Annotated in this window: 26 protein-coding genes and 1 pseudogene; 19 read left to right on the forward strand and 8 right to left on the reverse strand. The window is 55.6% G+C overall.

The genetic code is table 11. The features are described 5' to 3' along the window. Positions 1 to 143 precede the first annotated feature (143 nt). The 11 genes and pseudogenes from skp (at position 144) to MKZ79_RS14580 (ending at position 10,875) form a co-directional block, all read left to right on the forward strand. Positions 144 to 641 (forward strand): molecular chaperone Skp, encoded by a 498-nt coding sequence (gene skp / locus MKZ79_RS14530; RefSeq protein ID WP_336143138.1) that lies wholly within the window; start codon positions 144 to 146, stop codon positions 639 to 641. Between the two features lie 3 nt (positions 642 to 644). Beyond that, positions 645 to 1,667 carry a UDP-3-O-(3-hydroxymyristoyl)glucosamine N-acyltransferase gene (gene lpxD, locus MKZ79_RS14535; RefSeq protein WP_336143140.1) on the forward strand — a complete coding sequence of 341 codons (1,023 nt, stop codon included), beginning with the start codon at positions 645 to 647 and terminating at the stop codon, positions 1,665 to 1,667. Positions 1,668 to 1,835: 168 nt separating this feature from the next. Further along, positions 1,836 to 2,291, forward strand: coding sequence for a 3-hydroxyacyl-ACP dehydratase FabZ (gene fabZ / locus MKZ79_RS14540; protein WP_024965665.1), 456 nt, complete (start codon positions 1,836 to 1,838; stop codon positions 2,289 to 2,291). Positions 2,292 to 2,294: 3 nt separating this feature from the next. After that, positions 2,295 to 3,083: an acyl-ACP--UDP-N-acetylglucosamine O-acyltransferase gene (lpxA, locus tag MKZ79_RS14545; protein WP_336143147.1), complete on the forward strand. Its 789-nt coding sequence runs from the start codon at positions 2,295 to 2,297 to the stop codon at positions 3,081 to 3,083. Between the two features lie 3 nt (positions 3,084 to 3,086). Then, positions 3,087 to 4,226: a lipid-A-disaccharide synthase gene (gene lpxB / locus MKZ79_RS14550; RefSeq protein ID WP_336143148.1), complete on the forward strand. Its 1,140-nt coding sequence runs from the start codon at positions 3,087 to 3,089 to the stop codon at positions 4,224 to 4,226. Next, positions 4,220 to 4,837, forward strand: coding sequence for a ribonuclease HII (rnhB, locus tag MKZ79_RS14555; protein WP_336143150.1), 618 nt, complete (start codon positions 4,220 to 4,222; stop codon positions 4,835 to 4,837). The genes lpxB and rnhB overlap by 7 nt, the downstream gene beginning before the upstream one ends. Positions 4,838 to 4,859: 22 nt before the next feature. Beyond that, positions 4,860 to 8,342, forward strand: coding sequence for a DNA polymerase III subunit alpha (dnaE, locus tag MKZ79_RS14560; RefSeq protein WP_336143151.1), 3,483 nt, complete (start codon positions 4,860 to 4,862; stop codon positions 8,340 to 8,342). A 12-nt stretch (positions 8,343 to 8,354) separates the two neighbouring features. Beyond that, entirely contained in the window at positions 8,355 to 9,314 is a 960-nt protein-coding gene (accA, locus tag MKZ79_RS14565) for an acetyl-CoA carboxylase carboxyl transferase subunit alpha (protein WP_336143153.1), read from the forward strand. Positions 9,315 to 9,650: 336 nt separating this feature from the next. Beyond that, positions 9,651 to 9,965, forward strand: coding sequence for a DUF3289 family protein (locus MKZ79_RS14570; RefSeq protein WP_336143154.1), 315 nt, complete (start codon positions 9,651 to 9,653; stop codon positions 9,963 to 9,965). Positions 9,966 to 9,973: 8 nt separating this feature from the next. Next, positions 9,974 to 10,486, forward strand: a pseudogene (locus MKZ79_RS14575) (YPO3983 family protein). Further along, the gene (locus MKZ79_RS14580) at positions 10,483 to 10,875 is read left to right on the forward strand and encodes a DUF943 family protein (RefSeq protein WP_336143156.1); all 393 of its coding nucleotides are present in this window, start codon (positions 10,483 to 10,485) and stop codon (positions 10,873 to 10,875) included. Before MKZ79_RS14575 ends, MKZ79_RS14580 begins: the two are co-directional and overlap by 4 nt. A gap of 185 nt (positions 10,876 to 11,060) precedes the next feature. Here the strand turns inward: MKZ79_RS14580 and mtnA are convergent, their stop codons facing one another. After that, complete coding sequence (gene mtnA / locus MKZ79_RS14585; RefSeq protein ID WP_336143158.1) at positions 11,061 to 12,098, reverse strand: S-methyl-5-thioribose-1-phosphate isomerase; 1,038 nt, start codon at positions 12,096 to 12,098, stop codon at positions 11,061 to 11,063. 129 nt (positions 12,099 to 12,227) lie between these two features. On the opposite strand from mtnA, the gene mtnK reads away from it, so the two are divergent. Then, entirely contained in the window at positions 12,228 to 13,427 is a 1,200-nt protein-coding gene (gene mtnK / locus MKZ79_RS14590) for an S-methyl-5-thioribose kinase (protein ID WP_336143160.1), read from the forward strand. Between the two features lie 231 nt (positions 13,428 to 13,658). On the opposite strand, the gene MKZ79_RS14595 is transcribed toward mtnK, so the two are convergent. Genes MKZ79_RS14595 through MKZ79_RS14605 form a run of 3 tightly spaced genes read right to left on the reverse strand, consistent with a single transcriptional unit; the run spans position 13,659 to position 14,862 of the window. After that, entirely contained in the window at positions 13,659 to 14,168 is a 510-nt protein-coding gene (locus MKZ79_RS14595; RefSeq protein WP_336143162.1) for a DUF4865 family protein, read from the reverse strand. Continuing rightward, positions 14,162 to 14,554, reverse strand: a complete 393-nt coding sequence (locus MKZ79_RS14600) for a tautomerase family protein (protein WP_336143164.1) — start codon at positions 14,552 to 14,554, stop codon at positions 14,162 to 14,164. Before MKZ79_RS14600 ends, MKZ79_RS14595 begins: the two co-directional genes overlap by 7 nt. Before the next feature lie 5 nt (positions 14,555 to 14,559). Then, a complete protein-coding gene (locus MKZ79_RS14605; protein WP_336143165.1) occupies positions 14,560 to 14,862 on the reverse strand; it encodes a carboxymuconolactone decarboxylase family protein in 303 nt (100 codons plus the stop codon). A gap of 98 nt (positions 14,863 to 14,960) precedes the next feature. Between MKZ79_RS14605 and MKZ79_RS14610 the strand changes: the two genes are divergently transcribed. Continuing rightward, the gene (locus tag MKZ79_RS14610) at positions 14,961 to 15,839 is read left to right on the forward strand and encodes a LysR substrate-binding domain-containing protein (protein WP_336143167.1); all 879 of its coding nucleotides are present in this window, start codon (positions 14,961 to 14,963) and stop codon (positions 15,837 to 15,839) included. Between the two features lie 6 nt (positions 15,840 to 15,845). Here MKZ79_RS14610 and MKZ79_RS14615 read toward each other — a convergent pair whose 3' ends face one another. Further along, a complete protein-coding gene (locus tag MKZ79_RS14615) occupies positions 15,846 to 16,331 on the reverse strand; it encodes a GrpB family protein (protein ID WP_336143169.1) in 486 nt (161 codons plus the stop codon). Between the two features lie 51 nt (positions 16,332 to 16,382). Between MKZ79_RS14615 and MKZ79_RS14620 the strand changes: the two genes are divergently transcribed. Next, positions 16,383 to 16,790, forward strand: coding sequence for an ASCH domain-containing protein (locus MKZ79_RS14620; RefSeq protein WP_336143171.1), 408 nt, complete (start codon positions 16,383 to 16,385; stop codon positions 16,788 to 16,790). 65 nt (positions 16,791 to 16,855) lie between these two features. On the opposite strand, the gene fadE is transcribed toward MKZ79_RS14620, so the two are convergent. Further along, positions 16,856 to 19,348 carry an acyl-CoA dehydrogenase FadE gene (fadE, locus tag MKZ79_RS14625; RefSeq protein ID WP_336143173.1) on the reverse strand — a complete coding sequence of 831 codons (2,493 nt, stop codon included), beginning with the start codon at positions 19,346 to 19,348 and terminating at the stop codon, positions 16,856 to 16,858. 214 nt (positions 19,349 to 19,562) lie between these two features. On the opposite strand from fadE, the gene lpcA reads away from it, so the two are divergent. Continuing rightward, a complete protein-coding gene (gene lpcA, locus MKZ79_RS14630) occupies positions 19,563 to 20,141 on the forward strand; it encodes a D-sedoheptulose 7-phosphate isomerase (RefSeq protein WP_336143175.1) in 579 nt (192 codons plus the stop codon). A 19-nt stretch (positions 20,142 to 20,160) separates the two neighbouring features. Beyond that, positions 20,161 to 20,928: a class II glutamine amidotransferase gene (locus MKZ79_RS14635; RefSeq protein WP_336143177.1), complete on the forward strand. Its 768-nt coding sequence runs from the start codon at positions 20,161 to 20,163 to the stop codon at positions 20,926 to 20,928. Here the strand turns inward: MKZ79_RS14635 and dpaA are convergent. Further along, complete coding sequence (gene dpaA / locus MKZ79_RS14640) at positions 20,899 to 21,636, reverse strand: peptidoglycan meso-diaminopimelic acid protein amidase (RefSeq protein ID WP_336143179.1); 738 nt, start codon at positions 21,634 to 21,636, stop codon at positions 20,899 to 20,901. The genes MKZ79_RS14635 and dpaA overlap by 30 nt on opposite strands. Before the next feature lie 239 nt (positions 21,637 to 21,875). On the opposite strand from dpaA, the gene dinB reads away from it, so the two are divergent. Beyond that, positions 21,876 to 22,931: a DNA polymerase IV gene (gene dinB, locus MKZ79_RS14645; protein ID WP_336143181.1), complete on the forward strand. Its 1,056-nt coding sequence runs from the start codon at positions 21,876 to 21,878 to the stop codon at positions 22,929 to 22,931. 46 nt (positions 22,932 to 22,977) lie between these two features. Here dinB and pepD read toward each other — a convergent pair whose 3' ends face one another. Further along, complete coding sequence (gene pepD, locus MKZ79_RS14650) at positions 22,978 to 24,435, reverse strand: beta-Ala-His dipeptidase (RefSeq protein WP_336143182.1); 1,458 nt, start codon at positions 24,433 to 24,435, stop codon at positions 22,978 to 22,980. A 250-nt stretch (positions 24,436 to 24,685) separates the two neighbouring features. Here pepD and gpt point away from each other — a divergent pair, with 250 nt between their 5' ends. Next, complete coding sequence (gene gpt / locus MKZ79_RS14655) at positions 24,686 to 25,144, forward strand: xanthine phosphoribosyltransferase (RefSeq protein ID WP_125289117.1); 459 nt, start codon at positions 24,686 to 24,688, stop codon at positions 25,142 to 25,144. A 114-nt stretch (positions 25,145 to 25,258) separates the two neighbouring features. Continuing rightward, a complete protein-coding gene (gene frsA, locus MKZ79_RS14660) occupies positions 25,259 to 26,509 on the forward strand; it encodes an esterase FrsA (protein WP_336143184.1) in 1,251 nt (416 codons plus the stop codon). Positions 26,510 to 26,511 lie beyond the last annotated feature (2 nt).

A 26,511-nucleotide genomic window follows, 5' to 3' on the forward strand; every position in this document is an offset into this window, starting at 1 on the left:
ACTTTGAGAAAAGCGCAGTCCGGCTTTTCTCATCGCTCGCGGTAGTGTACCGCGAGTATCGCGCCGTTCACTGGCAGCCCTGAGCTGCCTTAACGCGCAACACCTGTGTCCCTGACACAAACGTTGATGGTAAGGAGTTTATAGTGAAAAAGTTGTTATGTGCCGCAGGCCTTTCCCTTGCTCTGGCGGCTTCCGCCGGCGTTCAGGCCGCTGACAAAATCGCAGTGGTAAACGTTTCCAGCATTTTCCAACAGTTACCGGCGCGTGCGACAGTTGCGAAACAGCTCGAGAACGAGTTTAAAGGCCGTGCGACTGAGCTGCAGGGTATGGAGCGCGATCTGCAAACCAAAATGCAGCGTCTGCAGCGTGATGGTTCTACCATGAAAGCGAGCGAGCGCAGCCGTCTGGAAAAAGACGTCATGGCGCAGCGCGAAACTTTCTCCAGCAAAGCCCAGGCTTTCGAGCAGGACAACCGTCGTCGTCAGGCTGAAGAGCGCAACAAAATCCTGAGCCGTATCCAGGACGCAGTGAAAAAAGTGGCGGCTGATGAAGGTTATGACGTCGTGGTTGACGCCAACGCTGTAGCTTACGCCAGCTCATCCAAAGACATCACTGCCGATGTTCTGAAACAGGTTAAATAATCAATGTCTTCAATTCGACTGGCTGATTTAGCCCAGCAGTTGGATGCAGATTTGCACGGAGATGGCGATATCGTCATCTCCGGCATTGCTTCTATGCAATCCGCCCAATCCGGTCAAATCACCTTTCTTGCCAACAGCCGCTATCGCGAGCAGCTGGCTCTCTGCCAGGCTTCCGCCGTCGTGCTGCAGGCTGCGGATGTAGAGTATTGCCAGAGTGCCGCTCTGGTGGTGAAAGATCCTTACCTGACCTACGCGCGTATGGCGCAAATTCTGGATACCACGCCTCAGCCCGCCACGAATATCGCGCCGAGCGCGGTCATTGATGCAACGGCGAAGCTGGGCAAGAATGTTTCCGTCGGCGCGAACGCCGTTATTGAATCCGGCGTCGAGCTGGGCGATAACGCGATTATCGGCGCCGGCTGCTTTGTAGGTAAAAACGCCCGTATTGGCGCAGGCACGCGCCTGTGGGCCAATGTTTCCGTCTATCACGAAGTGCAGATCGGTGAAAGCTGCCTGATTCAGTCCGGCACCGTGATTGGCGCGGACGGCTTTGGCTACGCCAACGATCGCGGCAACTGGGTGAAAATCCCCCAGCTTGGCACGGTGATTATTGGCGATCGCGTGGAAATCGGCGCCTGTACCACTATCGATCGTGGCGCGTTGGATAACACTCAGATCGGGAATGGTGTTATCATTGACAACCAGTGCCAGATTGCACACAACGTGGTGATTGGCGACAATACCGCGGTGGCAGGCGGCGTGATTATGGCGGGCAGCCTGAAAATCGGCCGCTACTGCATGATCGGCGGCGCCAGCGTAATCAACGGCCATATGGAAATTTGTGACAAAGTAACGGTCACGGGAATGGGAATGGTCATGCGACCAATCACGCAACCTGGGGTATACTCGTCCGGGATCCCGCTGCAACCGAATAAAAACTGGCGTAAAACCGCCGCGCTGGTAATGAACATTGATGAAATGAGCAAGCGCTTAAAAGCCATCGAGCGTAAAATTAGCGCGGACTAAGCGTCTGGTTAACCAGCCTTCGCTATTCCACCGCATGCGGTGAAATATAAAAAGAATGCCAGGCATGGAAGGCTGGAGCACGGAAACTGATTTGCGGCCTGCGGACGACTTTTTCGTTGCAGGCCGTGTTATTGATGCCATCAGAATTTTTAGGACAGGAAGAGTATTTTGACTACTGAAACTCATACTCTGAAAATTGAAGAGATTATTGAACTGCTGCCGCACCGCTATCCGTTTCTGCTGGTCGATCGCGTACTTGAATTCGAAGAACACAAGTTTCTGCGTGCGGTAAAAAACGTATCGGTCAACGAACCGTTTTTCCAGGGCCATTTCCCTGGTAAACCGATTTTCCCAGGCGTGCTGATTTTAGAAGCTATGGCGCAGGCGACCGGTATTCTGGCGTTTAAAAGCGTGGGCAAACTGGAGCCAGGCGAGCTGTACTATTTCGCCGGCATCGATGAAGCGCGCTTCAAGCGTCCGGTCGTGCCGGGCGACCAGATGATTATGGAAGTCACCTTCGAGAAAACCCGCCGTGGTCTGACCCGCTTCAAGGGCGTAGCGACCGTTGACGGTAAAATTGTCTGCGAAGCAACCATGATGTGTGCCCGCAGCCGGGAGGCGTAATTCGTGATTGATGAAACTGCTGTTATCCACCCCAGTTCCGTGATTGAAGAGGGCGCCGTCATTGGCGCTCGCGTGCATATCGGCCCGTTCTGCGTTGTTGGCCCGAACGTTGAGATCGGCGAAGGCACCGTGCTGAAATCACACGTGGTTATCAATGGCCACACGAAAATTGGTAAAGACAACACCATTTACCAGTTTGCGACCATTGGTGAAGCCAATCAGGATCTGAAGTATGCCGGTGAACCTACCCGCGTTGAAGTTGGCGATCGCAACAGCATCCGCGAAAGCGTCACCATTCACCGCGGCACCTCGCAGGCGGACGGTCTGACTAAGGTCGGCAGCGATAACCTGCTGATGGTCAATGCGCACATCGCGCACGACTGCGTCATCGGCGACCGCTGCATTATGGCCAATAATGCTACGCTGGGCGGCCACGTAACCGTGGATGATTTCGCTATTATTGGCGGGATGACAGCCGTTCATCAATTCTGCATTATCGGCGCGCATGTGATGGTCGGCGGCTGCTCCGGCGTCGCTCAGGACGTACCGCCGTTTGTTATCGCCCAGGGCAACCACGCCACGCCGTTCGGCATCAATCTGGTGGGTTTGCAGCGCCGAGGCTTTAGCAAAGAGGCGCTGCACGCTATTCGCAACGCCTATAAGGTGCTCTATCGCAGCGGTAAGACGCTGGATGAAGCGAAGCTGGAGATCGCCGACATCGCCCGCGAGCATCCTGAAGTGCAGCCGTTCTCCGATTTCTTTACCCGCTCTACCCGGGGTCTGATCCGTTAACCCATGCCTCAGCCATTAACGATAGCCCTGGTCGCCGGAGAAACCTCCGGCGATATTCTTGGTGCCGGCCTAATCCGCGCGCTAAAAGAGAAGCATCCCGATACGCGCTTTGTCGGCGTCGCCGGGCCGCTGATGCAGGCCGAAGGCTGCGAAGCCTGGTACGAGATGGAAGAGCTGGCGGTAATGGGCGTGGTTGAGGTGCTGGAGCGCCTGCCGCGTCTGTTGAAGATCCGCCGCGATTTGACGCAGCGCTTTACCGAGCTCAGGCCTGATGTCTTTGTCGGCATTGATGCACCGGATTTTAATATCACGCTGGAAGGGCGCCTGAAACAGCGCGGCATCCGCACTATTCATTATGTCAGTCCTTCTGTCTGGGCGTGGCGGCAGAAGCGCGTCTTCAAGATAGGCCGCTCGACCGATCTGGTGCTGGCGTTTTTACCCTTTGAAAAAGCCTTCTACGATCGCTATAACGTTCCCTGCCGCTTTATTGGTCATACAATGGCCGACGCGATGCCGATCGAGCCGGACAAGCGCGCGGCACGGCAGGCGCTGGGCATTGCGGACGACGTGCCCTGTCTGGCGCTGCTGCCGGGCAGCCGCAACGCGGAAGTAGAGATGCTCAGCGCGGACTTTTTAAAAACCGCGATGCTGCTGCGCAAAAAATGGCCCGCGCTTGAAATCGTAGTGCCGCTGGTCAACCCGCGCCGCCGCGAGCAGTTTGAGAAGATCAAGGCTGAAGTGGCGCCTGATTTACCAATGCATCTGCTGGATGGTCAGGGTCGAACCGCGATGGTCGCCAGCGACGCGGCGCTGCTGGCATCCGGTACGGCGGCGCTGGAGTGCATGCTGGCGAAATGCCCGATGGTGGTGGGCTATCGCATGAAACCCTTTACCTTCTGGCTGGCGAAACGGCTGGTGAAAACCGACTATGTGTCGCTGCCGAATCTGCTGGCCGGACGCGAGCTGGTGAAAGAGCTGCTGCAGGATGAATGCCAGCCGGAGCAGCTGGCTGCCGCGCTGGAACCGCTGCTGGCGACGGGCGAAACTCGCGATCGTTTACTGGCGACCTTTGCCGATCTGCACCGGCAGATTCGCTGGAATGCCGACGAGCAGGCCGCTGCCGCCGTACTGGAGCTATGTTAATGAGTTTTATCTATCCTCTGGCCAATTTGATCGCTGGCGTGGATGAAGTGGGCCGCGGCCCGCTGGTCGGCGCGGTAGTGACCGCGGCGGTGATGCTGGATCCGGCAAGACCCATCGTAGGCCTGGCAGACTCGAAAAAGCTGTCGGAGAAGCGTCGTCTGGCGCTGTTCGACGAAATTAAAGAGAAAGCATTATGCTGGAGTCTGGGTCGCGCGGAGCCGGAAGAGATTGACCAGCTGAATATTCTGCATGCTACCATGCTGGCGATGCAGCGCGCCGTGGCGGGGTTGTCGATCGCGCCGGATTTCGTGCTGATCGACGGCAACCGTTGCCCGGCGCTGCCGATGCCTTCGCAGGCGGTAGTAAAAGGCGACAGCCTGGTGGCGGAAATCAGCGCGGCGTCGATTATCGCCAAAGTCACGCGCGACAGAGAGATGGCGGAGCTGGATCTTCTGTTCCCGCAGTATGGCTTCGCTCAGCACAAGGGTTACCCGACGGCGCTGCATATGGAAAAACTGGCGCTGCATGGCGCCACGCCACACCATCGCCGCAGCTTTGCACCGGTGCGCAACGCGCTGCTGGATGCCGAAGTGCTGGCCGCAGCGCGCTAATAAGTTTTCAGCAGGATTAAAAATGGCCGAACCTCGTTTTATTCATTTACGCGTACACAGCGACTACTCCATGGTAGATGGATTAGCCAAAACTGCTCCGCTGGTGAAAAAAGCGGCCGCGATGGGAATGCCCGCGATCGCGATTACCGACTTTACCAACCTTTGCGGACTGGTGAAGTTCTACGGTACGGCGCACGGCCAAGGCATGAAGCCGATTATCGGCGCGGACTTTAACGTCGCCAGCGAGGCAATGGGCGACGAACTCTCGCAGCTCACCGTGCTGGCCGCGACCAATACCGGCTACCAGAATCTTACCCTGCTGATTTCTCGTGCTTATCAACGTGGCTACGGCGCTGCCGGCCCGACGATAGATCGCGACTGGCTGATTGAGCTGAACGAAGGGCTGATCCTGCTTTCCGGCGGTCGCCGCGGCGACGTCGGCAAAATGCAGCTGCGCGGCAATCAGGCGCAGGTGGCTGAATGCCTGGCGTTTTACCAGCAGTACTTTCCAGATCGTTACTATCTGGAGCTGATCCGCACGGGTCGACCCGATGAAGAAAGCTGGCTGCACGCCGCCGTCGAGCTGGCAACGGCCGAAAACCTGCCGGTTGTCGCCACTAACGAAGTCTGCTTTCTGGAAGAAGGCGACTTCGACGCCCATGAAATTCGCGTAGCCATTCACGACGGCTTTACGCTGGACGATCCAAAGCGCCCACGTAACTACAGTCCTCAGCAATACCTGCGCAGCGAGGAGGAGATGTGCGAGCTGTTCTCGGACATCCCGGAAGCGCTGGCCAACAGCGTTGAGATTGCTAAGCGTTGTAACGTTACCATTCGACTCGGCGAATACTTCCTGCCGCAGTTCCCAACCGGCGATATGAGCACCGAAGATTTCCTGGTGATGAAATCGAAAGAGGGGCTGGAAGAGCGCCTGGAATTTTTATTCCCGGACCCGGAAGAGCGCGCGCAGAAAAGGCCGGAATATGACGAACGCCTTGAGGTTGAGCTGAACGTTATCAACCAGATGGGCTTCCCCGGCTACTTCCTGATCGTGATGGAGTTTATCCAGTGGTCGAAGGATAACAACGTGCCGGTTGGGCCAGGCCGTGGTTCCGGCGCCGGCTCGCTGGTGGCCTATGCGCTGAAAATTACCGATCTCGATCCGCTGGAGTTCGATCTGCTGTTCGAACGTTTCCTTAACCCGGAACGTGTCTCCATGCCCGACTTCGACGTCGACTTCTGCATGGAAAAACGCGATCTGGTGATTGAGCACGTGGCTGAGATGTATGGCCGCAAGGCGGTATCGCAGATTATCACCTTCGGTACGATGGCGGCGAAAGCGGTTATCCGCGATGTGGGCCGCGTGCTGGGGCATCCATACGGTTTCGTCGATCGCATCTCCAAGCTGGTGCCGCCCGATCCGGGCATGACGCTGGAAAAAGCCTTTGCGGCCGAGCCGCAGCTGCCGGAAATCTATGAGGCGGACGAAGAAGTCAAAGCGCTGATCGACATGGCGCGCAAGCTGGAAGGCGTCACGCGTAATGCCGGTAAGCACGCGGGCGGCGTGGTCATCGCGCCAACGCAGATCACCGACTTCGCGCCGCTCTACTGCGACGAAAACGGCAACCATCCGGTTACCCAGTTTGATAAAAACGACGTGGAATATGCCGGTCTGGTGAAGTTCGACTTCCTGGGCCTGCGCACCCTGACCATTATCGACTGGGCGCTGGCGATGATTAACGCCCGCCGCAAAAAGCACGGCGAGCCGCCGATCGATATCGCAGCGATTCCGCTTGATGACAAGAAAAGTTTCGATATGCTACAGCGCTCGGAAACCACAGCGGTATTCCAGCTTGAATCGCGCGGCATGAAAGATCTGATCAAGCGTCTGAAACCGGACTGCTTCGAAGATATGATCGCGCTGGTGGCGCTGTTTCGTCCCGGCCCGCTGCAGTCGGGCATGGTGGACAACTTTATCGACCGTAAGCACGGCCGTGAAGCGATCTCCTACCCGGATATTCAGTGGCAGCACGAGTCGCTGAAGCCGGTGCTGGAGCCGACCTACGGCATCATTCTGTATCAGGAACAGGTGATGCAGATTGCGCAGGTGCTGGCAGGCTACAGCCTGGGCGGCGCGGATATGCTGCGTCGCGCTATGGGTAAGAAAAACCCTGTCGAGATGGCGAAACAGCGTGGCGGTTTTGAAGACGGCGCGAAAGCGCGCGGTATCGACGGCGAGCTGGCGATTAAAATCTTCGACCTGGTGGAAAAGTTCGCCGGTTATGGCTTTAACAAATCGCACTCCGCCGCCTACGCGCTGGTTTCCTACCAGACGCTGTGGCTAAAGGCGCACTATCCGGCAGAATTTATGGCGGCGGTAATGACTGCCGATATGGATAATACCGAGAAGGTAGTCGGTCTGGTGGATGAATGCTGGCGTATGGGGCTGAAAGTCCTGCCGCCGGATATCAACTCCGGGCTTTATCAGTTCCACGTTAACGACGACGGCGAGATCGTTTACGGTATCGGCGCAATCAAAGGCGTGGGCGAAGGGCCGATCGAAGCGATTCTGGAAGCGCGTAATAAAGACGGTTATTTCCGGGAACTGTTCGATCTGTGCGCGCGCACCGATACGAAAAAGCTTAACCGGCGCGTGCTGGAAAAGCTGATTATGTCCGGCGCGTTCGATCGTCTGGGGCCGCATCGCGCAGCCCTGATGAGCGCGCTGAACGACGCGCTGAAAGCGGCGGATCAGCATGCCAAAGCCGAGGCCATCGGCCAGGCTGATATGTTTGGCGTGCTGGCGGAAGAGCCGGAGCAGATAGAAAAATCTTATGCCGATGTAACGCCCTGGCCGGAACAGGTCAGGCTGGATGGCGAAAGAGAAACCTTAGGGCTTTACTTAACCGGGCACCCGATTAACCAGTATCTGAAGGAGATCGAGCGCTACGTGGGAGGAATGCGCCTGAAGGACATGCACCCGACCGAACGCGGCAAGATGACAATGGCCGTGGGTCTGGTGGTGGCGGCCCGCGTAATGGTGACAAAGCGCGGTAACCGCATCGGTATCTGTACGCTGGACGACCGCTCTGGTCGTCTGGAAGTGATGCTGTTCACCGATGCACTTGATAAGTTCCAGCATTTGCTGGAAAAAGACCGTATCCTGATCGTCAGCGGACAGGTAAGCTTCGATGACTTCAGCGGCGGCCTGAAAATGACCGCTCGCGATGTGATGGACATTGACGAAGCTCGCGAAAAATATGCGCGCGGGCTTGCTATCTCGCTGACGGACAGGCAAATTGATGACCAGCTTTTAAACCGTCTCCGTCAATCCCTGGAGCCTTATCGTTCAGGGACTATTCCGGTTCATCTCTATTATCAGAGAGAGGATGCGCGGGCGAAGCTGCGTTTCGGCGCGGCATGGCGCGTATCGCCCAGCGATCGTTTATTAAACGACCTGCGATCGCTGATAGGGTCGGAGCAGGTGGAACTGGAGTTTGACTAAAACAGGAATATTATGAGTCTTAATTACCTGGATTTCGAACAGCCAATCGCAGAACTTGAGGCGAAAATCGATTCGCTTAAGTCGGTTGGCCGTCAGGATGAAAAACTGGATATTAACCTGGATGAAGAGATTCAGCGTCTGCGCGAAAAAAGCGTTGAGCTGACTCGTAAGATCTTCTCCGATTTGGGTGCATGGCAGATCGCGCAGCTGGCGCGTCATCCGCTGCGTCCTTACACGCTGGACTATGTCCGTAACGTGTTTACCGATTTCGACGAGCTGGCGGGCGACCGCGCCTACGCGGACGATAAAGCCATTGTTGGCGGCATCGCTCGCCTGGAAGGGCGTCCGGTGATGATCATTGGTCATCAGAAAGGCCGCGAAACCAAAGAGAAAATCCGTCGTAACTTCGGCATGCCGGCGCCGGAAGGCTACCGTAAAGCGCTGCGTCTGATGGAGATGGCCGAGCGGTTTAATATGCCGATCATCACCTTTATCGACACGCCAGGCGCTTATCCGGGCGTGGGCGCGGAAGAGCGTGGTCAGTCAGAAGCTATCGCACGCAACCTGCGTGAGATGTCTGGCCTGACCGTGCCGGTCATCTGCACCGTGATTGGCGAAGGCGGCTCCGGCGGCGCGCTGGCGATCGGCGTGGGCGACAAAGTCAACATGCTGCAGTACAGCACCTACTCGGTGATTTCGCCGGAAGGCTGTGCGTCAATTCTGTGGAAGAGCGCCGACAAAGCGCCACTGGCTGCGGAAGCGATGGGCATTATTGCGCCGCGACTGAAAGAGCTGAAGCTGATCGACACGGTGATCCCGGAGCCGCTGGGCGGCGCGCACCGCAATCAGCTGGCGATTGGCGAATCGATGAAGGCGCAGCTGCTGGCCGATCTGGCGGAGCTGGACGAGCTGAGCAAAGAAGAGCTGCTGGATCGTCGCTATCAGCGTCTGATGAGCTACGGCTACGCCTGACGGCTTAGCCAGCGCTGAAAAGCGGGTTCTGAACAATGCACTGTCGCGATTGCGGCGGTACAGCGTTCAGCGCCCGCTTTTTTATTGGATCTAAAACAGCGGTCGTTTTGACAGGAAGACAGGCTGCCTGACACTGGCTTAAGCGTTGGCCGGAGCCTCAGGACAAATACAATCCGGCAGGGAGTGAACCTTTCTTTTGTCCATGCTGGTTAAAAAGAATACACTGCAGTACAGCGTTAACCCGGATGTCAGCGTCTGAACACGCTTTTTAGCCGCGAACGGCCAGCTTGCGTACCCGTTCAGCTCGATCTCAAACTCAGTAAAGGATTACTGTTTATGAGCAATGCGATATTTCCACAAACAATATTTACGACTCAGCGCCGCTTCAACGACTATGGCGCCAATGATATGCGTTACGGTGATATGTCGGCGGAGAAGCTAAAGAAAGAATTCGGCCTGGAAAATATATCAAACGTGGTTGATCCCTATACGCTAACCCGGTTAACCGCCTTTGATAATCCGCAGTCAAGGTTTGCGGGTGTCTATGGTCGTGGTCGCCGTCGGGAAAAGGTCAGTGTTCAGGAGTGCGCCAGCGTATTATTTCAGGAACCCCGCTGCCTTATTCCTGGGCAGGGCCATACCGGCATTTAATCAACCAGATGCTCAGGCACTTCCAGCATTCTGTCGGGACACCTTTTTGCGACCCACAGCTCAATGCTGCCTACCGTCAAAAGCTCTATTCTGATTACGCGACTAACAATACCAGGCGTAAACTTCAGGAAAGTATTGCAAGTTTTATTGACTATAAAAATAGGGGCTTTCCGTAAGAAAAGATTGCGGATGTGATATCGGCATTAAGGATTACAGTTCTTCCCATGTTCGATTCTCTTATACTCGATAAAATCAATGGAATGGGTATAACCGTTCATGGCGTTTATGCTACCAAAATAGATATATTACAACTTGATGTAAACGAGAAAGGCTGGAGAGCTACCGTCAGGTTTACAGGTCAGGATCACTTTGGTCTGGATGAAGAAGATATACGCAATACAAAATTTAACCAGTTCCAGTTCTTTAAAATATGGTTCATCCTGCAGCGCTTTAACCGATTCGGTTTTCGCCCATTTTTTACCAATATGGAAGCAGTAGTAACTATAGGAGAAGACCGTTGAAGCGCCATATTGTCATTATCGTTGTAGCGGTATTAGCGATCTACATTTTCAGTTTATTTCTTAACCGGCAGGATGTGACGGTTATTGATGCGCACTATGATGGGCATACCGCGCAAATCATCGTTGACAGACTGCCTTTCAGTGAATCGGCGAAAATCGACTGGTGGCTGAGCAATCAGGATAAAATTAGAAGCAAGTACTATATCCCTTCCGGTAATAAAGGCCCATTTCTGATAGCTGTATTCGCCTTTGGAGAAGGCTATCAGGAAGAAGGAAAAGAAGACAGGCTATGTTTTAATGATATAAAACCGCCACGAAACTGTATTGATAAAAACATACTTATGACTATCTGGCGCACCCGTGATGGCGGCGTTAAGTATGAGTTTTAAGCGGGACTGCATCATAAAACTGCTGTTACCAGAATCAGGTGGCAAAGCGATCTGCCGCCGCAATAAAATAAATGCGCTACTTCCTGCGAAAGATGAGGTCAGCAGTCGCCTGAAAAAGCGACTGCAACACTATACCTCAATCGCCATCAGCAATAGCGCTGCGGCAGGCCGCCAGCGCGGGTTGCTTAGTTTCTTTTGTCGCCAGCAGGCTGAAAAATCCCGTTTTCCACCTGTGCAGGCGTCACCACGCCCGTATCCAGCACCCAGCCGCTAATCAGCGCCGCTGGCGTCACGTCGAAAGCCGGGTTGTATACCTGTGCTTCCTCTGGCGCCCACTGTACTTCGCCAAAGCTGCCCGCTACACCCGTGACTTCGCTGGCGGCGCGCTGCTCTATCGGGATCGCATCGCCGTTTGGGCAGTGGGGATCCAGCGTGGTATGCGGCGCAGCGACGTAAAACGGCACGTTATGGTAGCGCGCCAGCACCGCCAGGCTGTAGGTGCCGATTTTGTTCGCCACGTCGCCGTTGGCGGCAATGCGATCCGCGCCGACCCAGACCGCATCCACCTGATTTTTCGCCATCAGGCTCGCCGCCATGCTGTCGCAAATCAGCCGATAAGGCACGCCCAGCTCGCCCAGCTCCCAGGCTGTCAGGCGACCGCCCTGCAGCAGCGGACGGGTTTCATCAACCCAGACTTTCTCCACGTCTCCCTGCTGCCAGCCGCGCGCAATCACGCCCAGCGCCGTGCCCACGCCAGCGGTAGCCAGGCCGCCCGTATTGCAGTGGGTCAGCAAACGGCTGCCCGGTTTTATTAATTTAACGCCCGCAGCGGCAATGTTATCGCACAGCGCTTTGTCCTCTTCCACCAGGCGCAGCGCCTCAAAAGTGAGCGCGGTCGTGAAATTTTCCTGGGCCAGCGCCAGCTTCATCCGGTCAAGATTGTTCATCAGATTGACCGCGGTAGGGCGAGAGGCGCGCAGTATGTCGAGCGCTTCAGCCAGCGCTGGCTTCGACATGCCGTTTTCCGCCAGCAGCGCCAGCAGCAGGCTGGCCGACAGGCCAATCAACGGCGCGCCGCGTACGCGCAGCGTTTTAATATGGTCTACCAGTGCGGCCACGTCAGGCGTCGGACACCAGACTTTCTGTTGCGGTAGCGCCTGCTGGTCAAGGATCCAGAGCTGATTATCCCGAACCTGTAAGCTGGTTGTGCTAAGTGTCTGCATGGAAGTTAAATCCTGGTTGCGAAGTCTGGTGATATTGTGCCAACATGCCAAAAAGATGTATAGACGTCTGAACGGCTCGAAGTAAAGAAAGCTGTGGACTGGCTGAAGAATTCTGATGAGGGTGAGTTAATGACGCAATACCGTACGTTCACCGCAGCGGATGCTGTGGAATATGCCCGTGAATTTGGCGGCATCGCCGATCCTGAAAACCTGGTCGATGCGCAGGAAATCGGCGACGGTAATCTCAACCTTGTTTTCAAAATTTTCGATCGGGACGGCAACAGTCGCGTTATCGTCAAACAGGCTTTACCCTATGTTCGCTGCGTGGGCGAATCCTGGCCGCTGACGCTGGATCGCGCGCGTATCGAAGCGGAAGTGCTGCAGATCCACGGCGGCTTCTGCCCGGAACATACGGTAAAAATCCTGCACCACGATCCGGCGCTGGCGGTGATGGTAATGGAAGATCTTTCCAGCCATGCCATCTGGCGCGGCGAGCAGGTGAAAGGCGTCGATTATCCGCAGGCGGCTGCTCAGCTCGGCGAATACCTGGCGCAGACGCTGTTCCATACTTCCGATTTTTATCAGCATCCGTATGAAAAGAAAGCGCAGGTGATTCGCTTTACTAACCCGGAGCTATGCGACATCACCGAAGAGCTGTTCTTTAACGAACCGTATGAAGTGCACGAGCGCAACGGCTATCCACGCGTGCTGGAGCCGCTGGTGGCGCAGCTGCGTACCGATGACGAGCTACGGCACAAGGTAGCGGGCCTGAAGCATCGCTTTCTGTCGAACGCGGAAGCGCTGCTGCACGGCGATGTCCACAGCGGTTCGATCTTTGTGGCCGAAGGCAGTTTAAAAGTGATCGACGCGGAGTTCGGTTTTTATGGCCCGATCGGCTTCGACGTCGGCAGCGCTTTGGGCAATCTGCTGCTTAACTACTGCGCGCTGCCTGGCCTGCTTGCGCCGCGTGAGGCGGCCGACGTACGGGAAAAACGCCTTAACGATGTGCGTATAACCTGGCAAAGCTTCGCCGAGGGCTTTCTGTCGCTGGCGGCAAAGAAATCGCGGGATCGTGCGCTGGCTTACTCGGGCTATGCCGCTGAATTTTTACGTAAAATCTGGTGCGATACGCTGGGCTACTGCGGCACCGAGCTGATTCGCCGCACCGTCGGCATGTCGCAGATTGCCGATTTCAAATCCATCCAGGACGAAGCGATGAAAACAGAGTGCTTCCGTCAGGCGATTACGCTGGGCAGAACGCTGATTCTGGCCGCCGATCGTGTGGAAGATATCGACGCGCTGATCGCCCGCGTGCGGCAGAACGGCTGAGAAAAAACGCGGTGTGCCCTGTTTAGCTCGCTTATGCCGGGCGAAAAAATCAAGCAGGCTGGTTCGCCCGTTCCGGCCCGCTTTTCGGTTAGTTCTCGGCGCGACTCGACAAAATCTTCTCTGTTTACCGGACGTCGGTACAGTAACAGCAGTACAACCAAGATAGAATCAATTCATTTCGGTCTTCCGAAACCGGCTACTCTGAAAGATAATCGCGCAACGGATTGTCAGTTAAATACCGCCGTGCGCCACATAGCCAATACGATAAATCGTTTCATGCGGATTAGTGACCGGCCACTCTTTAAAAAAATTAGCGGTTATCCGTTGCCATCGGCTAATATCCCAGGCGCACAGCATATCTTGAGTCGCAACAGTATTTAGATCGTCAAAGGGACAAACTTTGCCTTCCCTGATAACGGCGTAAGCGGCCTGGCTAATGGCATTTGCGTCAGGCGCGTGGAAAACTGTCCAGCAATGGATTTTGGGCCAGCCAAATTCTGCAGTAAGTGCAGCAAAACCGGCGGACTGTAGAAAATGATGCATTGATTCTGCATCCTGCCAGAGGTAAAAAGGCGCATAACGGTTTTCCGGGCTGCCATCCTCAGTGCAGGAATAAAGGAAAGTTTTAAACAGTAAACCGCAAAAATTATCCAGCTTAGGGCCTGCTTGTTCAATACGCCTTTTAATTATTGCCATATCGTAGCTGGCGGGGAGAGTGAACTTATATTGCATAGCTAGCATAATTCCTCCGGGCAATACATTTTACCGCCGCTGAAACTCCAATCATCCGAGTTGTTAAACTGCATAATGACCATGAGATCATCAGAATGAATCCCGCACTGAGTAAAAAGCCTTTCACTTAACACCCGATAAAAGTTCTTTTTTTGCTCACGGCTGCGCGGCTTTCCTGCCACAAGGTGAAACAGGATGAATTTTTTACTACGCATCCTACTTAAATAATGACGATTAAAAATAAACTGACTATCGGATAATATTTCAAAAATCTGAAAGCAATCATGTTCAGGCACGGCAAACTCTTCGACCAAAGTCTGCTGCAGAATGGCCGACAGCTGACAAAGATGACTTTCCATACAGTGCTGATGCAGTGTAATACGGGTAAAAGGCATTAGTGTCACTCCTTATCCAGACAGGATAAGGCCGTTACGGCAGCTGGCCATCCTGCGTAAAAAGCCAGGTGGGTGAAAATCTCTGTTATTTCTTCACTCGTCAGACCGTTTTGGCGGGCGAAGGCAATATGCCAGCCGAGTTGCTGGTCGCGTCCCAGCGCGGCTAAAGCCGCCAGCGTAATTAAACTTCTGTCGCGTGTGGAAAGCGCAGGGCGCATCCAGATATCGGCGAATAAAACTTTTTCGGTTAGCTCTGCCAGCTTAGGGGCAACCTGAGCAAGTGTTTCTCTATCCAGTGACTGAGGCATCTTTTTCTCCTTCTTCAAGATGGCATTATAGTGGCTCGGTGTTACAATCCTGAAAATCAAATTAATCCGAAGTAATAATCCCGTTTTTAAGGATGATTATGGAAAAAGTTCCTTTGTGCCTGGATTTAGATGCGCTCCGAAGTCTCGTCATCGGAATAGAAAAAGGAAGCTTTGCGGCGGCGGCTCAGCGGCTTTGCCGCTCGACATCCGCGGTCAGTGCCCAGCTAAAAAAGCTGGAAGCGCAATGTGATACGGCGCTTGTGGTAAAAAAAGGGCGTCATCTTGAACTGACCGCCAGCGGAGAAATAATACTCAGCTATGCTCGCCGTATGCTGGCGCTAAATGACGAAGCGCAGCAGGCCGTAAAAGGCGAGCTATTACAGGGAGAAATTTGTTTTGGTATGCAGGAGGATTTTGGCGAATCTGTCATGCCTGGTATTTTGGGTCAGTTTAGTCGCCAGCATCCGGGATTAAAAATTACGGCGAGAGTCGACCGAAATCAAACATTGATGGATGCACTAGGTGCCGGGACGCTGGATTTGGCACTGGTCTGGCAGCCTGAAACTGGTCAATACGATCGCATAGGGCAATGTGAACTCGACTGGATCTATCACCGCAATGTTGACCTTTTATCGCTAATTAAGTCTAACGAGCCTTTACCTCTGGTCATGTTCGATACGCCATGCCTGATGCGCTCAAAAGCAACCGCCGCGCTCGATCGTGCGGGTATCCCGTGGCGGATTGTGTTTACCAGCCATAGCCTGAGCGGCATTTGGGCAGCCGTTCAGGCCGGGCTTGGCGTTACCGTGCGGACGAAAATAGGTATGCCCACCACTCTGCAGCCCTCATCCGGATTGTTGCCTTCGCCCGGAACAATAGGAATCTCGTTGCTACAGGCGGCAGGCGTCTCGCCCGATTCGGCGAGACGGGTACTGCATAATCTGATAAAGGAAGCCGTTTCCGGTTTCTCAAAATAATATGCGTTAAAAATTAGCCAGGAAAGGGGATTTTAACCTGGCGTAGAGTGAGCCATTATTGTTGCAGGCGCGGGCCGCATGACGTTTTATCTCACTGTATTCGGCTGCCGCCGCAGGGTTAGCCCTTAAAAAATCCCGGAAAGCCAGGTGCCGCACAATATTGGCATCGTCGGTAGCAAAGGCATGCAGATGATGCGTTCTGACGCTGTCGCCTTTGATAAAATAACGGCGGCCGACGATGCCGTATTCGCCTCTGGCCTGATAATGCAAGGTTGTCAGGGGATTAGCCTGTGTTAAAGCCGCCAGGTCGGCAACTTGCAGCAAAATATCAATAACAGGCTTTGCTATCATTCCCGGTACGGCAGTGCTACCAATATGATAAATGTTGATAGCGTTAGCGCCCAGCACGGCCTTAATAGCTTTGGCCTCGCTGGCGAAGAGAACCGGCCAGTCAGGATTATACTCGGCCAGCTCTATTTTCCTGGCACCCATGTTTACTCCTTAATTTAAGGTTTGCTCATTTTGAAAAGCACCGAGAAGAGTATGAAAATCATAGCTGCGCTTCAAAAAAAATATCCCGACAGTCAGGCTTGGTCTTTCGGCGATTCGCCGGAAATGGCCGATGAGCTGGCCGCGCTGGTGGCTAAAGGCGTTAAAACGGCAAGCTGCTCTTCTTATACGTCGTATTCGCAAGATCGGAGCATTACGCCGGGCAGCTATCATATTATCCTTGATGGGCAGAATGCGCCCGTTTGCGTCATCCGCATCATCGCCATGAGCCTGGTGCGTTTTAACGATGTGACGGCCGAGCAGGCGTATAAAGAGGGCGAAGGCGACAGAAGCCTGCGCTACTGGCGTCAGGCTCATCGGGAATTTTTCGAACGCGCCGGCTGTTGGGCTGAAGAGATGGAGCTGATTACCGAGGAGTTTCGCCTGGTGGAAACTCTGTAGGGTAATCACAAAAAAGCCTGTCATCATAACGCCGGATGACAGGCTTTTATCTGCTATCAATTCGCTCAGGCCGCTTCCGTTTTACGCGTAGCTTCCTGCTGCCTGTTATCCTCGGTGAACGCCTCGTTCTGTTGTTCGCTCTTTTGCGCTTTTACCGGCATTGTCGCCAGTTCATCCGCCTCGAATTCATCGACGTTAATTGAGCGCAGGCGGCTGGCTTCGGCTCGTGTCAGCACTGCGGCTTCTTCTTCGCTCAGCCATTTTTCCTGCAATCCTTTTTGCGCCAGCTTATCCAGGCGGGTAAAGGAGAGCGGTTTTTTCGACTGCTTGTTAAGCCTGTCGTGAATCACTTCCGCCGCCATTACATCCTGCAGCGCTTCTTCCAGCTGGCCCGCCGGATTGTTCTCGACCGGCGCCAGATACTGGCCTCGGCCTAAGCGTGTGCGCGTCGCTGAAGGGATTTGCAGGATACGCGCCAGCTGGTGATCAAGCCGGTCAGAAGGCGCGCGACAGTGACGTCCCAGTGGGAAAATTATCCCCTGCATTACGCCCGCAACGGCGCGATTCGGGAAGTTACGCAGCAGCTCTTCCATAGCCGTTTCCGCCTGGTTCAGCGCGTCCTGCACGCCCCAGTGCAGCAGCGGCAAATCGGCCTCGTTACGGCCTTCATCTTCATAACGCTTCAGCGTGGCGGAAGCGAGATAAAGCTGGCTGAGCACGTCGCCAAGCCGTGCCGAAATGCGCTCGCGCCGCTTCAGGCTGCCGCCCAGCACCGACATCGAAATATCGGAAAGCAAAGCGAGGTTGGCGCTTAAACGGTTCATATGCTGATAGTAACGACGCGTCGCGTCGCGGGTTGGCGTACTGCTGGTGTGGCCAGCGGTCAGCCCAAGCCACAGGCTACGCAGGGTATTGCTGGCGACGTGACCGACATGGCTGAACAGCGCTTTATCAAACGCGTGTAGATCGCGGTTTTGCGCCGCGGCCATCTCCGCCAGAATATAAGGATGGCAGCGAATCGCACCCTGACCAAAGATAATCATGCTGCGGGTCAGAATGTTCGCACCTTCCACGGTAATAGCGATAGGCGCGCCCTGATAGGCGCGAGCCAGGAAGTTGCTGTTGCCCAGCATGATGCCTTTGCCGCCGGCGATATCCATCGCGTCCATAATGGCGCGCTGGCCGCGATGGGTGCAGTGGTATTTCACGATAGCCGAGAGCACCGCCGGTTTCTCGCCCAGCATGATGCCGCTGGTAATCAGCGAAGCGGCGGCGTCCATTACGTAGGCGTTACCGGCGATGCGCGCCAGCGGCTCTTCAATGCCTTCCATCTTGCCGATCGGCAGACGGAACTGGCGACGAATATGCGCGTAGGCGCCAATCGCCAGCGCGATGCTTTTCAAACTGCCGGTAGAGTTAGAAGGCAGCGTGATGCCGCGGCCGACCGAAAGACATTCCACCAGCATCCGCCAGCCCTGACCGGCCATCGCCGGGCCGCCGATAATATAATCGATGGGCACAAAGATATCCTGACCGCGCGTCGGGCCATTCTGGAAAGGCACGTTAAGCGGGAAATGGCGTTTGCCGATCTCTACGCCTGGCGTCTGCGTCGGGATCAGCGCACAGGTAATGCCCAGCTCTTCTTTATCGCCCAGTAAATGATTGGGATCGGAAAGCTTAAAGGCCAGGCCAAGCACGGTCGCGACCGGCGCCAGCGTAATATAGCGTTTATTCCAGGTCAGCCGCATACCGAGCACTTGCTGGCCCTGCCATTCGCCCTGGCAAACCACGCCGGTATCCGGGATAGCGCCGGCATCGGAACCCGCTTCCGGGCTGGTGAGCGCGAAACAGGGGATTTCCTGGCCGCGAGCCAGACGCGGCAGATAGTAATCTTTCTGCGCATCCGTACCGTAATGCTGCAACAGTTCGCCCGGGCCAAGCGAGTTGGGCACGCCGACGGTGATCGCCAGGATACCGGAAACGCCCGCCAGCTTCTGCAGCACGCGCGCCTGAGCGTAGGCGGAAAACTCCAGGCCGCCATACTCTTTCTTGATGATCATGGCGAAAAAGCGCTGCTCTTTCAGGTAAGCCCACAGCTCCGGCGGCAGGTCGGCCATCTCATGGGTGATCTGAAAATCGTTCGCCAGCCGACAGGCTTCCTCGACCGGGCCTTCCAGAAATGCCTGCTCTTCCGGCGTCAGGCGCGGCTGCGGATAATCGTGCAGCTTTTTCCAGTCGGGTCTGCCGCGAAACAGGTCGCCTTCCCACCAGGTGGTGCCCGCCTCAATCGCCTCTTTCTCGGTGCGCGACATCGGCGGCATGACTTTCTGGAAAGTATTCAGCATCGGTTTAGAAAAAATCGCCTGGCGCAGCGACAGCAGATTGAAAGGCAGCAAAATAATGATTAACGGAATAAGCAGCCACGGCGTCCAGACGTGCGCCATCGCCCAGGCCGCCGTCCAGAGTAGCGCCAGCAGGCTTGCCAGCCGCAGATTGACGCGGTGATAAAACAGCGCGCCAATCAGCACGATTGTCGCAACGCAACTGAAAACCATCATAACCATCGCTCCGCATGTTGTAAGAGGTCTGACCTGTTAGCTACAGATGTAACGGAGATAATTTTCTTTATCAATCTATTTACATGATAATTACAACCTGGCTCACAAAGCGCGTCCGGCGCGCCGCAAAGCGCGGGCCGGGCGAGCAGGGCGCTTTTCGCCCGCGCGGCAACTTGCTAAACTGCCGCAGATCTCACCAAAAAGGACTCTCCCTATGTATCAGGACATCATTCGCGCCGAGCTGAGTGAAGCACAGGACACGCTCAATAACTTCCTCAGCGATGAAGCAAATATTCACGCCATTCAGCGTGCTGCCGTCTTGCTGGCGGACTCATTTAAAGCCGGCGGCAAGGTGCTTTCCTGCGGCAACGGCGGATCGCACTGCGACGCTATGCACTTTGCCGAAGAGCTGACCGGTCGCTATCGCGACAACCGTCCTGGCTATCCGGCGATCGCGATTTCCGACGTCAGCCATATCTCCTGCGTAGGCAACGATTTTGGTTACGACCATATCTTTTCCCGCTATGTGGAAGCCGTTGGCCGCGCGGGCGACGTGCTGCTGGGCATTTCAACTTCCGGCAACTCCGCTAACGTGATGAAAGCGGTAGAAGCGGCGCGCGCGCAGGGCATGAAGGTGATCACCCTGACCGGTAAAGATGGCGGCAAGATGGCGGGCGGCGCCGATGTGGAGATCCGCGTGCCGCACTTCGGTTATGCGGATCGCATTCAGGAGATCCATATTAAAGTGATCCACATCCTGATCCTGCTGATCGAAAAAGAGATGGCTAAGTAGTCTTACACGAGGAGCGGCTATGTGCGAATTGCTCGGGATGAGCGCGAATGTCCCTACGGACATCTGTTTCAGCTTTACCGGGCTTGTGCAGCGCGGCGGTAAAACCGGGCCGCATAAGGATGGCTGGGGCATCACCTTTTACGAAGGAAAAGGGTGTCGCACCTTTAAAGATCCGCAGCCCAGCTTTAATTCGCCAATCGCGCGCCTGGTGCAGGATTATCCTATTAAATCCTGCTCGGTGGTGGCGCATATCCGCCAGGCGAACCGCGGCGAAGTCTCGCTGGAGAACACGCATCCCTTTACCCGCGAGCTGTGGGGACGTAACTGGACCTACGCGCACAATGGTCAGCTGAAAGGCTATCGCGGGCTGGAAACCGGCAACTTCCGGCCCGTCGGCGAAACGGACAGCGAGCAGGCTTTCTGCTGGCTGCTGCACAAGCTGACCACGCGCTATCCGCGCACGCCGGGAAACTGGCCTGCGGTGTTTCGCTATATTGCGGAGCTGGCGGCGGAGCTGCGGGAAAAAGGCGTGTTTAACATGCTGCTGTCGGATGGTCGCTATCTGATGGCGTTCTGCTCGACCAATCTGTTCTGGATTACGCGGCGCGCGCCGTTCGGCAAGGCGACGCTGCTGGATCAGGACGTAGAGATAGATTTTCAGAAGCAGACCACGCCGGATGACGTGGTGACGGTGATCGCCACTCAGCCCTTAACGGGCAATGAAACCTGGCACAAGATTGCGCCAGGCGACTGGGCGTTATTTTGCCTCGGAGAGCGCCAGCGCTGACTGGCTGGTCGACGTGCTGTTCAGTAGCGCACTGTTCAGCACGTATTTGCCGCCGCTGACGCCCATTGAAGGCGGCTGGCGGTTCTTCACAAACTCGGCATAGCCGGGCTGAAGCTGCTGCCAGAAGCTGTAGTAAACCGAATAGCGATGGCGCTGCAGATTGCTGTCCGTCATGCGGAACGGATAGATGCTCACTTCCACACGCGGCTGGCCGTTGCGCAGCGCCGCTTCCACATAGTGGTAAATATCGTCAATATTGGCGTCGGTCATCGCGTAGCAGCCGATAGAGACGCAGCTGCCGTGGATCATCAGGTATTTCCCTTCATAACCCTGCTGGCGATCGTATTCGTTTGGAAACCCGGTGTTGATGGCGCGGTAAAAGCGGCTGTCCGGCTTCAGCTGGGAAAGGCCCACGCTGTAAAACCCTTCCGGACTTTTAAAATCGCCCTGACGACGTTTCGGGCCTAATCCGCCGGAAAAATTACAGATACGGTAGCTGTCGAGCAGCCGATACTCGGTGCCGATTTTGCCGTACAGCTCCAGCGTGCGCTCTTCTTTGAAGATCTGAATATAGACGGGGGTGCCGAGTAACTGCTTTTTTAACTCTTTGCTTACCGGCGCCAGGGGGGCGATCGGTGCGACCGGCGCGCTGGCGAAAACAACGGCTGGCAGAAAAAACATCGCAAACAGCAGTGCGATTTTGCCCATTCTGGTTCCCTTGATAGTAGGGTTGATACGCCGTCCGAAGACGTGGTTGACTCGCTGTTTCGGAAATATCCGTAAAAGCTGCGTCACATTAGCATTGTCTATTTTTTTATCAAGAGAGCCGTGCAGAAAAAACCGAGAAAAGTTGATCCAGGCCGCTGCCGCTGCGCTTTCACAGAGTGTTAACCTGTTGAAAACGCGCTCGCTGGCTGTATACTTATCCAGTGTTGGCGGAGGGGCGAATGCGCAAGATTATACATGTAGATATGGACTGTTTTTACGCAGCGGTAGAGATGCGCGACAATCCCGCTCTGCGTGATATTCCTATTGCCATCGGCGGCAGCCATACGAAGCGTGGCGTAATCAGCACCGCCAACTATCCCGCCAGGAAGTTCGGCGTACACAGCGCGATGGCGACCGCGACGGCGCTGAAGCTCTGCCCGCATCTGAAAGTGATCCCCGGCCGTTTCGACGCCTATAAAGAAGCCAGCGCGCATATTCGGGAAATTTTTTCGCGCTATACCGCGCTGATTGAACCGCTGTCGCTGGATGAAGCCTATCTGGACGTTTCCGACAGCCCGCACTGTCATGGTTCCGCCACGCTGATGGCGAAAGAAATTCGCCAGACCATAGAGCGCGAGCTGGATCTCACCGCTTCGGCGGGCGTGGCGCCGATTAAATTTGTCGCCAAGATCGCTTCCGATTTGAACAAGCCCAACGGCCAGTTTGTGATTACGCCGCAGGAGCTGCCGCAGTTTCTGCTGACGCTGCCGCTGGCGAAAATTCCCGGCGTCGGCAAGGTCACCGCGAAAAAGCTGGAGGAGCTGGGCCTGCATACCTGCGCCGACGTGCAGAAAACGGATCTGGCCGCGTTGCTTAAGCGCTTCGGTAAGTTTGGCCGCGTGCTGTGGGAGCGCTGTAACGGCATTGACGAGCGCGAAGTAGTAACGGATCGCCTGCGCAAATCGCTGGGCGTGGAGCGCACGCTGTCGGCGGATATCCATGAATGGGAAGAGTGTCTGGAAATTATCGACTATCTCTATGCGGAGCTGGAGCGGCGACTAAAAGTCGTCAAACCCGATTTGCATATCGCCAGGCAGGGCGTAAAGCTGAAATTTAACGATTTTCAGCAGACTACCCAGGAGCACGTCTGGCCGGTTTTAAATAAAGAGGATTTTATCAGCGTGGCCAGGAAAACCTGGGAAGAACGACGAGCAGGGCGCGGCGTGCGCCTGGTCGGGCTGCACGTCACGCTGCTGAATCCTCAGCTGGAGAGGCAGCTGCTGTTGGGGCTGTAGAAAACGCGCCGTTCAGGATAAAACGGCGCGATAAAGCGGCCTGCGCTTACTTAGCCGGAATCGCCTTCAGCAGCGCGGTCAGCAGCTGCCAGTAAAGGCCGACGCTGCCGATATGCACCTGCTCATCCGGCGAGTGCGGGCCGGTGATGGTCGGGCCGATGGAAACCATATCCATTTCCGGATAGGGCTTCTTAAACAGACCGCATTCCAGACCGGCATGGATCACCTGAATATTCGGCGCTTTGTTAAACAGCTTTTTATAGGTTTCCTCTACCAGCGCCATCACCGAAGAAGAAGGGTCCGGCTGCCAGCCAGGATAGCTGCCTTTCGCCACGGTTTTCGCGCCGGCCAGATCGCCCAGCGCGGTCAGCGTTTCCACCAGATAATCTTTGCCGCTGTCGATCAGCGAGCGTACCAGGCAGTTGATGCGCGCTTCATCATCCTTGAAAGAAACCACGCCGACGTTCAGCGAGGTTTCCACCACGCCTTTCATCACGTCGGAGTTGCGGATTACGCCGTTTGGCGTGCTGTTCAGCAGCGCGATAAAGGCATCGCGGCTCTCTGCGGTCAGCGCCTGTCCGTGAGCGGCGATATTCTCCACCACGATATTGATGTTCTTCTCTTTCAGGCTCAGCTCGGACTTGAGCGTTTCCAGATAGTGCAGCGCCTGGCCCTTGAGCTGGTCAAGTTTGTCTTTTGGTACGGCCAGCGTCGCCATCGCTTCGCGCGGGATAGCGTTGCGCAGCGTGCCGCCATTGAAATCCACCAGGCGCAGATCCAGCGCTTTGGCGTGCGCGAACAGGAAACGAGCCAGCAGCTTGTTGGCGTTGCCCAGGCCCAGATGAATATCCGCGCCGGAGTGGCCGCCTTTCAGGCCTTTCAGGATCAGCTGGATATGCTCGTAGCCGGCAGGCACCGCTTCGCGGCTCAGCGGCAGCGTGGTGGTGAAATCGATGCCGCCCGCGCAGCCCATATAGATTTCGCCTTCCTCTTCCGAATCGGTATTGATCAGAATATCCGCCTCAAGCCAGCTTGGCTGCAGACCGAAAGCGCCGACCATACCGGTCTCTTCCGTCATGGTCAGCAGCACTTCCAGCGGGCCGTGCTCCACGGTTTTATCCGCCAGCACCGCCAGCGCGGAAGCCATACCGATGCCGTTGTCCGCGCCCAGCGTGGTGCCGCGTGCCTTGACCCATTCGCCATCCACCCACGGCTGAATCGGATCTTTAGTAAAATCGTGCACGGTGTCGTTGTTTTTCTGCGGCACCATATCCAGGTGCGCCTGTAGCGCGACCGGCTTCAGATGTTCCAGACCCGGTGTTGCCGGTTTACGAATCAGAATATTGCCCACTTCATCGCGAAAGGTGACAAAACCCTGCTCGCCCGCCCAGCTCAGCACGTAATTAGCCAGCTCTTCCTCATGATAAGAGGGATGCGGAATCGAGCAGATTTTGGCAAAAATATCCCACAGCGGCTGTGGTGACAGTTGAGAAAGTTCGGACACGTTAAATCTCCTGTGTCGACATCCCCGGCCAGCGGCGCGCGGGATAGTGAGCATTTTAGGGTTTGTCAGGTTTTGACGCAGCAAACCTAAAGAATATCATTGTTTCCAGAGGGATGCTTAGTTCGCACCGGCAAAAAAGCGCCATCTGGGCTATCCGGCGCTGGTTTTTAGCGGCTCAGATCTCTATAATTCCGCGCAACCCATCCCATTGTACATTTTTAAGCCGTTATTACCGGCCGGGACTCCTTTTATGAGTGAAAAATACGTCGTCACCTGGGACATGCTGCAGATTCATGCCCGTAAACTGGCTCAGCGCCTGCTTCCTGTCGAACAGTGGAAAGGCATTATCGCGGTCAGCCGCGGCGGCCTGGTTCCCGCTTCGCTGCTGGCTCGCGAGCTGTGCATCCGCTACGTCGATACCGTATGTATCTCCAGCTACGACCACGACAATCAGCGCGAAATGCACGTGCTGAAGCGTGCGGAAGGCGACGGCGAAGGCTTTATCGTGATTGACGATCTGGTCGATACCGGCGGCACCGCGCAGGCTATCCGCGATATGTATCCGAAAGCGCGTTTCGTGACTATTTTCGCCAAACCGGCCGGACGCCCGCTGGTGGATGACTATGTTGTGGATATTCCACAGAATACCTGGATTGAACAACCGTGGGATATGGGCGTGGTTTATATCCCGCCAATCGTAAAAGGTTGATTTAACTCAAGCAAAACGCCCGGATTCGCCGGGCGTTTTGCTTTTTGCGGTTCGCGCCGGCCGCCGGGCTGCTATAAACTATGACGATTCTCCGTGTGTCGAAGGATCGTAGCCATGCCGCCTAAAAATCTTAGCGAAGAACTCTTTAAGCCCCGTTTTAAGCATCCTGAAACCTCCTCACTGGTTCGCCGTCTACATCATCATAAACCGCTGCCGATGCACTCCGCGCTGGAAGGGGAAAGCCATGCCGGCTGGTACAGGATGATTAATCGCCTGCTCTGGACGTGGCGAGGACTTCCGCCGCTGGAAATCGGGGAAGTTCTGGCAAGAATAGCCAGCAGCCGCGCTGAACGCACCGATGAAAACCTGCTGGATACGGTGATTGGCTATCGCGGCGGCAACTGGATTTACGAATGGTCGCAGCAGGCCGCGCGCTGGCAGGATAAAGCCGCCGCAGCCAGCACCGACGCCGAAGTGGGCCGCTGCTGGCTGCACGCCGCCAACCTTTACGGTATCGCAGGCTACCCGCATCTGAAAGGCGACGAGCTGGCGGAGCAGGCGCAGCAGCTGGCGAACCGCGCCTATGAAGAAGCCACTTCTCGCCTGCCGGGCGAGTTAAAAGAGCTGGAGTTCCCCATTCCCGGCGGCAGTTCGATTTTCGGCTTCCTGCATATGCCGGAAAAAGTCCGCGCGCCATATCCTTGCGTGCTGCTTTGCAGCAGCCTGGATTCCCTGCAGACCGATCACTATCGCCTCTTTCATGACTACCTTGCGCCGCGCGGCATCGCCATGCTGACTATTGATATGCCCTCGGTGGGATTTTCCGCTAAATGGAAACTGACGCAGGATTCCAGTTTTTTGCATCAGCAGGTGCTGAAACAGCTGGAAAATGTTCCCTGGATCGATCATACGCGCGTGGCCGCTTTCGGCTACCGTTTCGGCGGCAACGTCGCCGTGCGGCTGGGCTGGCTGGAAGGGCCGCGTTTACGCGCCGTCGCCTCTCTTGGGCCTGTGGTCCACAACCTGCTGAGCGATACCGCGCTGCAGGACAGCATTCCCGAAATGTATATGGACGTGCTGGCAAGTCGGTTGGGTATGGCTTCCGCGGCCGATAGCGCGCTGCGGGTAGAGCTGAACCGCTATTCGCTGAAAATGCAGGGATTGCTGGGGCGCCGCTGTCCGACGCCGATGCTCTCCGCTTACTGGCCGAACGATCCTTTTAGCCCGACGGAGGAATCAAAATTGATCGTCAGCTCGTCCACCGAGGGCAAACTTATGCCGATCGCACTTTCGCCTGCATTGAGCAACTTTGATAAAGCATTACGTGATATTGTTGACTGGTTAGCTAAACGATTAACACGCTGAGT

It is taken from the genome of Erwinia sp. CGal63 (assembly GCF_037026505.1).
In the GTDB taxonomy this organism is placed as follows: Bacteria; Pseudomonadota; Gammaproteobacteria; order Enterobacterales; family Enterobacteriaceae; genus Erwinia.

Coding starts and splice junctions, on each gene's coding strand:
- lpxD (WP_336143140.1), top strand. CDS start 645: ATGTCTTCAATTCGACTGGCTGATTTAGCCCAGCAGTTGGATGCAGAT.
- lpxB (WP_336143148.1), top strand. CDS start 3,087: ATGCCTCAGCCATTAACGATAGCCCTGGTCGCCGGAGAAACCTCCGGC.
- rnhB (WP_336143150.1), top strand. CDS start 4,220: ATGTTAATGAGTTTTATCTATCCTCTGGCCAATTTGATCGCTGGCGTG.
- dnaE (WP_336143151.1), top strand. CDS start 4,860: ATGGCCGAACCTCGTTTTATTCATTTACGCGTACACAGCGACTACTCC.
- accA (WP_336143153.1), top strand. CDS start 8,355: ATGAGTCTTAATTACCTGGATTTCGAACAGCCAATCGCAGAACTTGAG.
- MKZ79_RS14570 (WP_336143154.1), top strand. CDS start 9,651: ATGAGCAATGCGATATTTCCACAAACAATATTTACGACTCAGCGCCGC.
- mtnA (WP_336143158.1), bottom strand. CDS start 12,098: ATGCAGACACTTAGCACAACCAGCTTACAGGTTCGGGATAATCAGCTC.
- mtnK (WP_336143160.1), top strand. CDS start 12,228: ATGACGCAATACCGTACGTTCACCGCAGCGGATGCTGTGGAATATGCC.
- MKZ79_RS14595 (WP_336143162.1), bottom strand. CDS start 14,168: ATGCTAGCTATGCAATATAAGTTCACTCTCCCCGCCAGCTACGATATG.
- MKZ79_RS14600 (WP_336143164.1), bottom strand. CDS start 14,554: ATGCCTTTTACCCGTATTACACTGCATCAGCACTGTATGGAAAGTCAT.
- MKZ79_RS14605 (WP_336143165.1), bottom strand. CDS start 14,862: ATGCCTCAGTCACTGGATAGAGAAACACTTGCTCAGGTTGCCCCTAAG.
- MKZ79_RS14610 (WP_336143167.1), top strand. CDS start 14,961: ATGGAAAAAGTTCCTTTGTGCCTGGATTTAGATGCGCTCCGAAGTCTC.
- MKZ79_RS14615 (WP_336143169.1), bottom strand. CDS start 16,331: ATGGGTGCCAGGAAAATAGAGCTGGCCGAGTATAATCCTGACTGGCCG.
- MKZ79_RS14620 (WP_336143171.1), top strand. CDS start 16,383: ATGAAAATCATAGCTGCGCTTCAAAAAAAATATCCCGACAGTCAGGCT.
- fadE (WP_336143173.1), bottom strand. CDS start 19,348: ATGATGGTTTTCAGTTGCGTTGCGACAATCGTGCTGATTGGCGCGCTG.
- lpcA (WP_336143175.1), top strand. CDS start 19,563: ATGTATCAGGACATCATTCGCGCCGAGCTGAGTGAAGCACAGGACACG.
- MKZ79_RS14635 (WP_336143177.1), top strand. CDS start 20,161: ATGTGCGAATTGCTCGGGATGAGCGCGAATGTCCCTACGGACATCTGT.
- dpaA (WP_336143179.1), bottom strand. CDS start 21,636: ATGGGCAAAATCGCACTGCTGTTTGCGATGTTTTTTCTGCCAGCCGTT.
- dinB (WP_336143181.1), top strand. CDS start 21,876: ATGCGCAAGATTATACATGTAGATATGGACTGTTTTTACGCAGCGGTA.
- gpt (WP_125289117.1), top strand. CDS start 24,686: ATGAGTGAAAAATACGTCGTCACCTGGGACATGCTGCAGATTCATGCC.
- frsA (WP_336143184.1), top strand. CDS start 25,259: ATGCCGCCTAAAAATCTTAGCGAAGAACTCTTTAAGCCCCGTTTTAAG.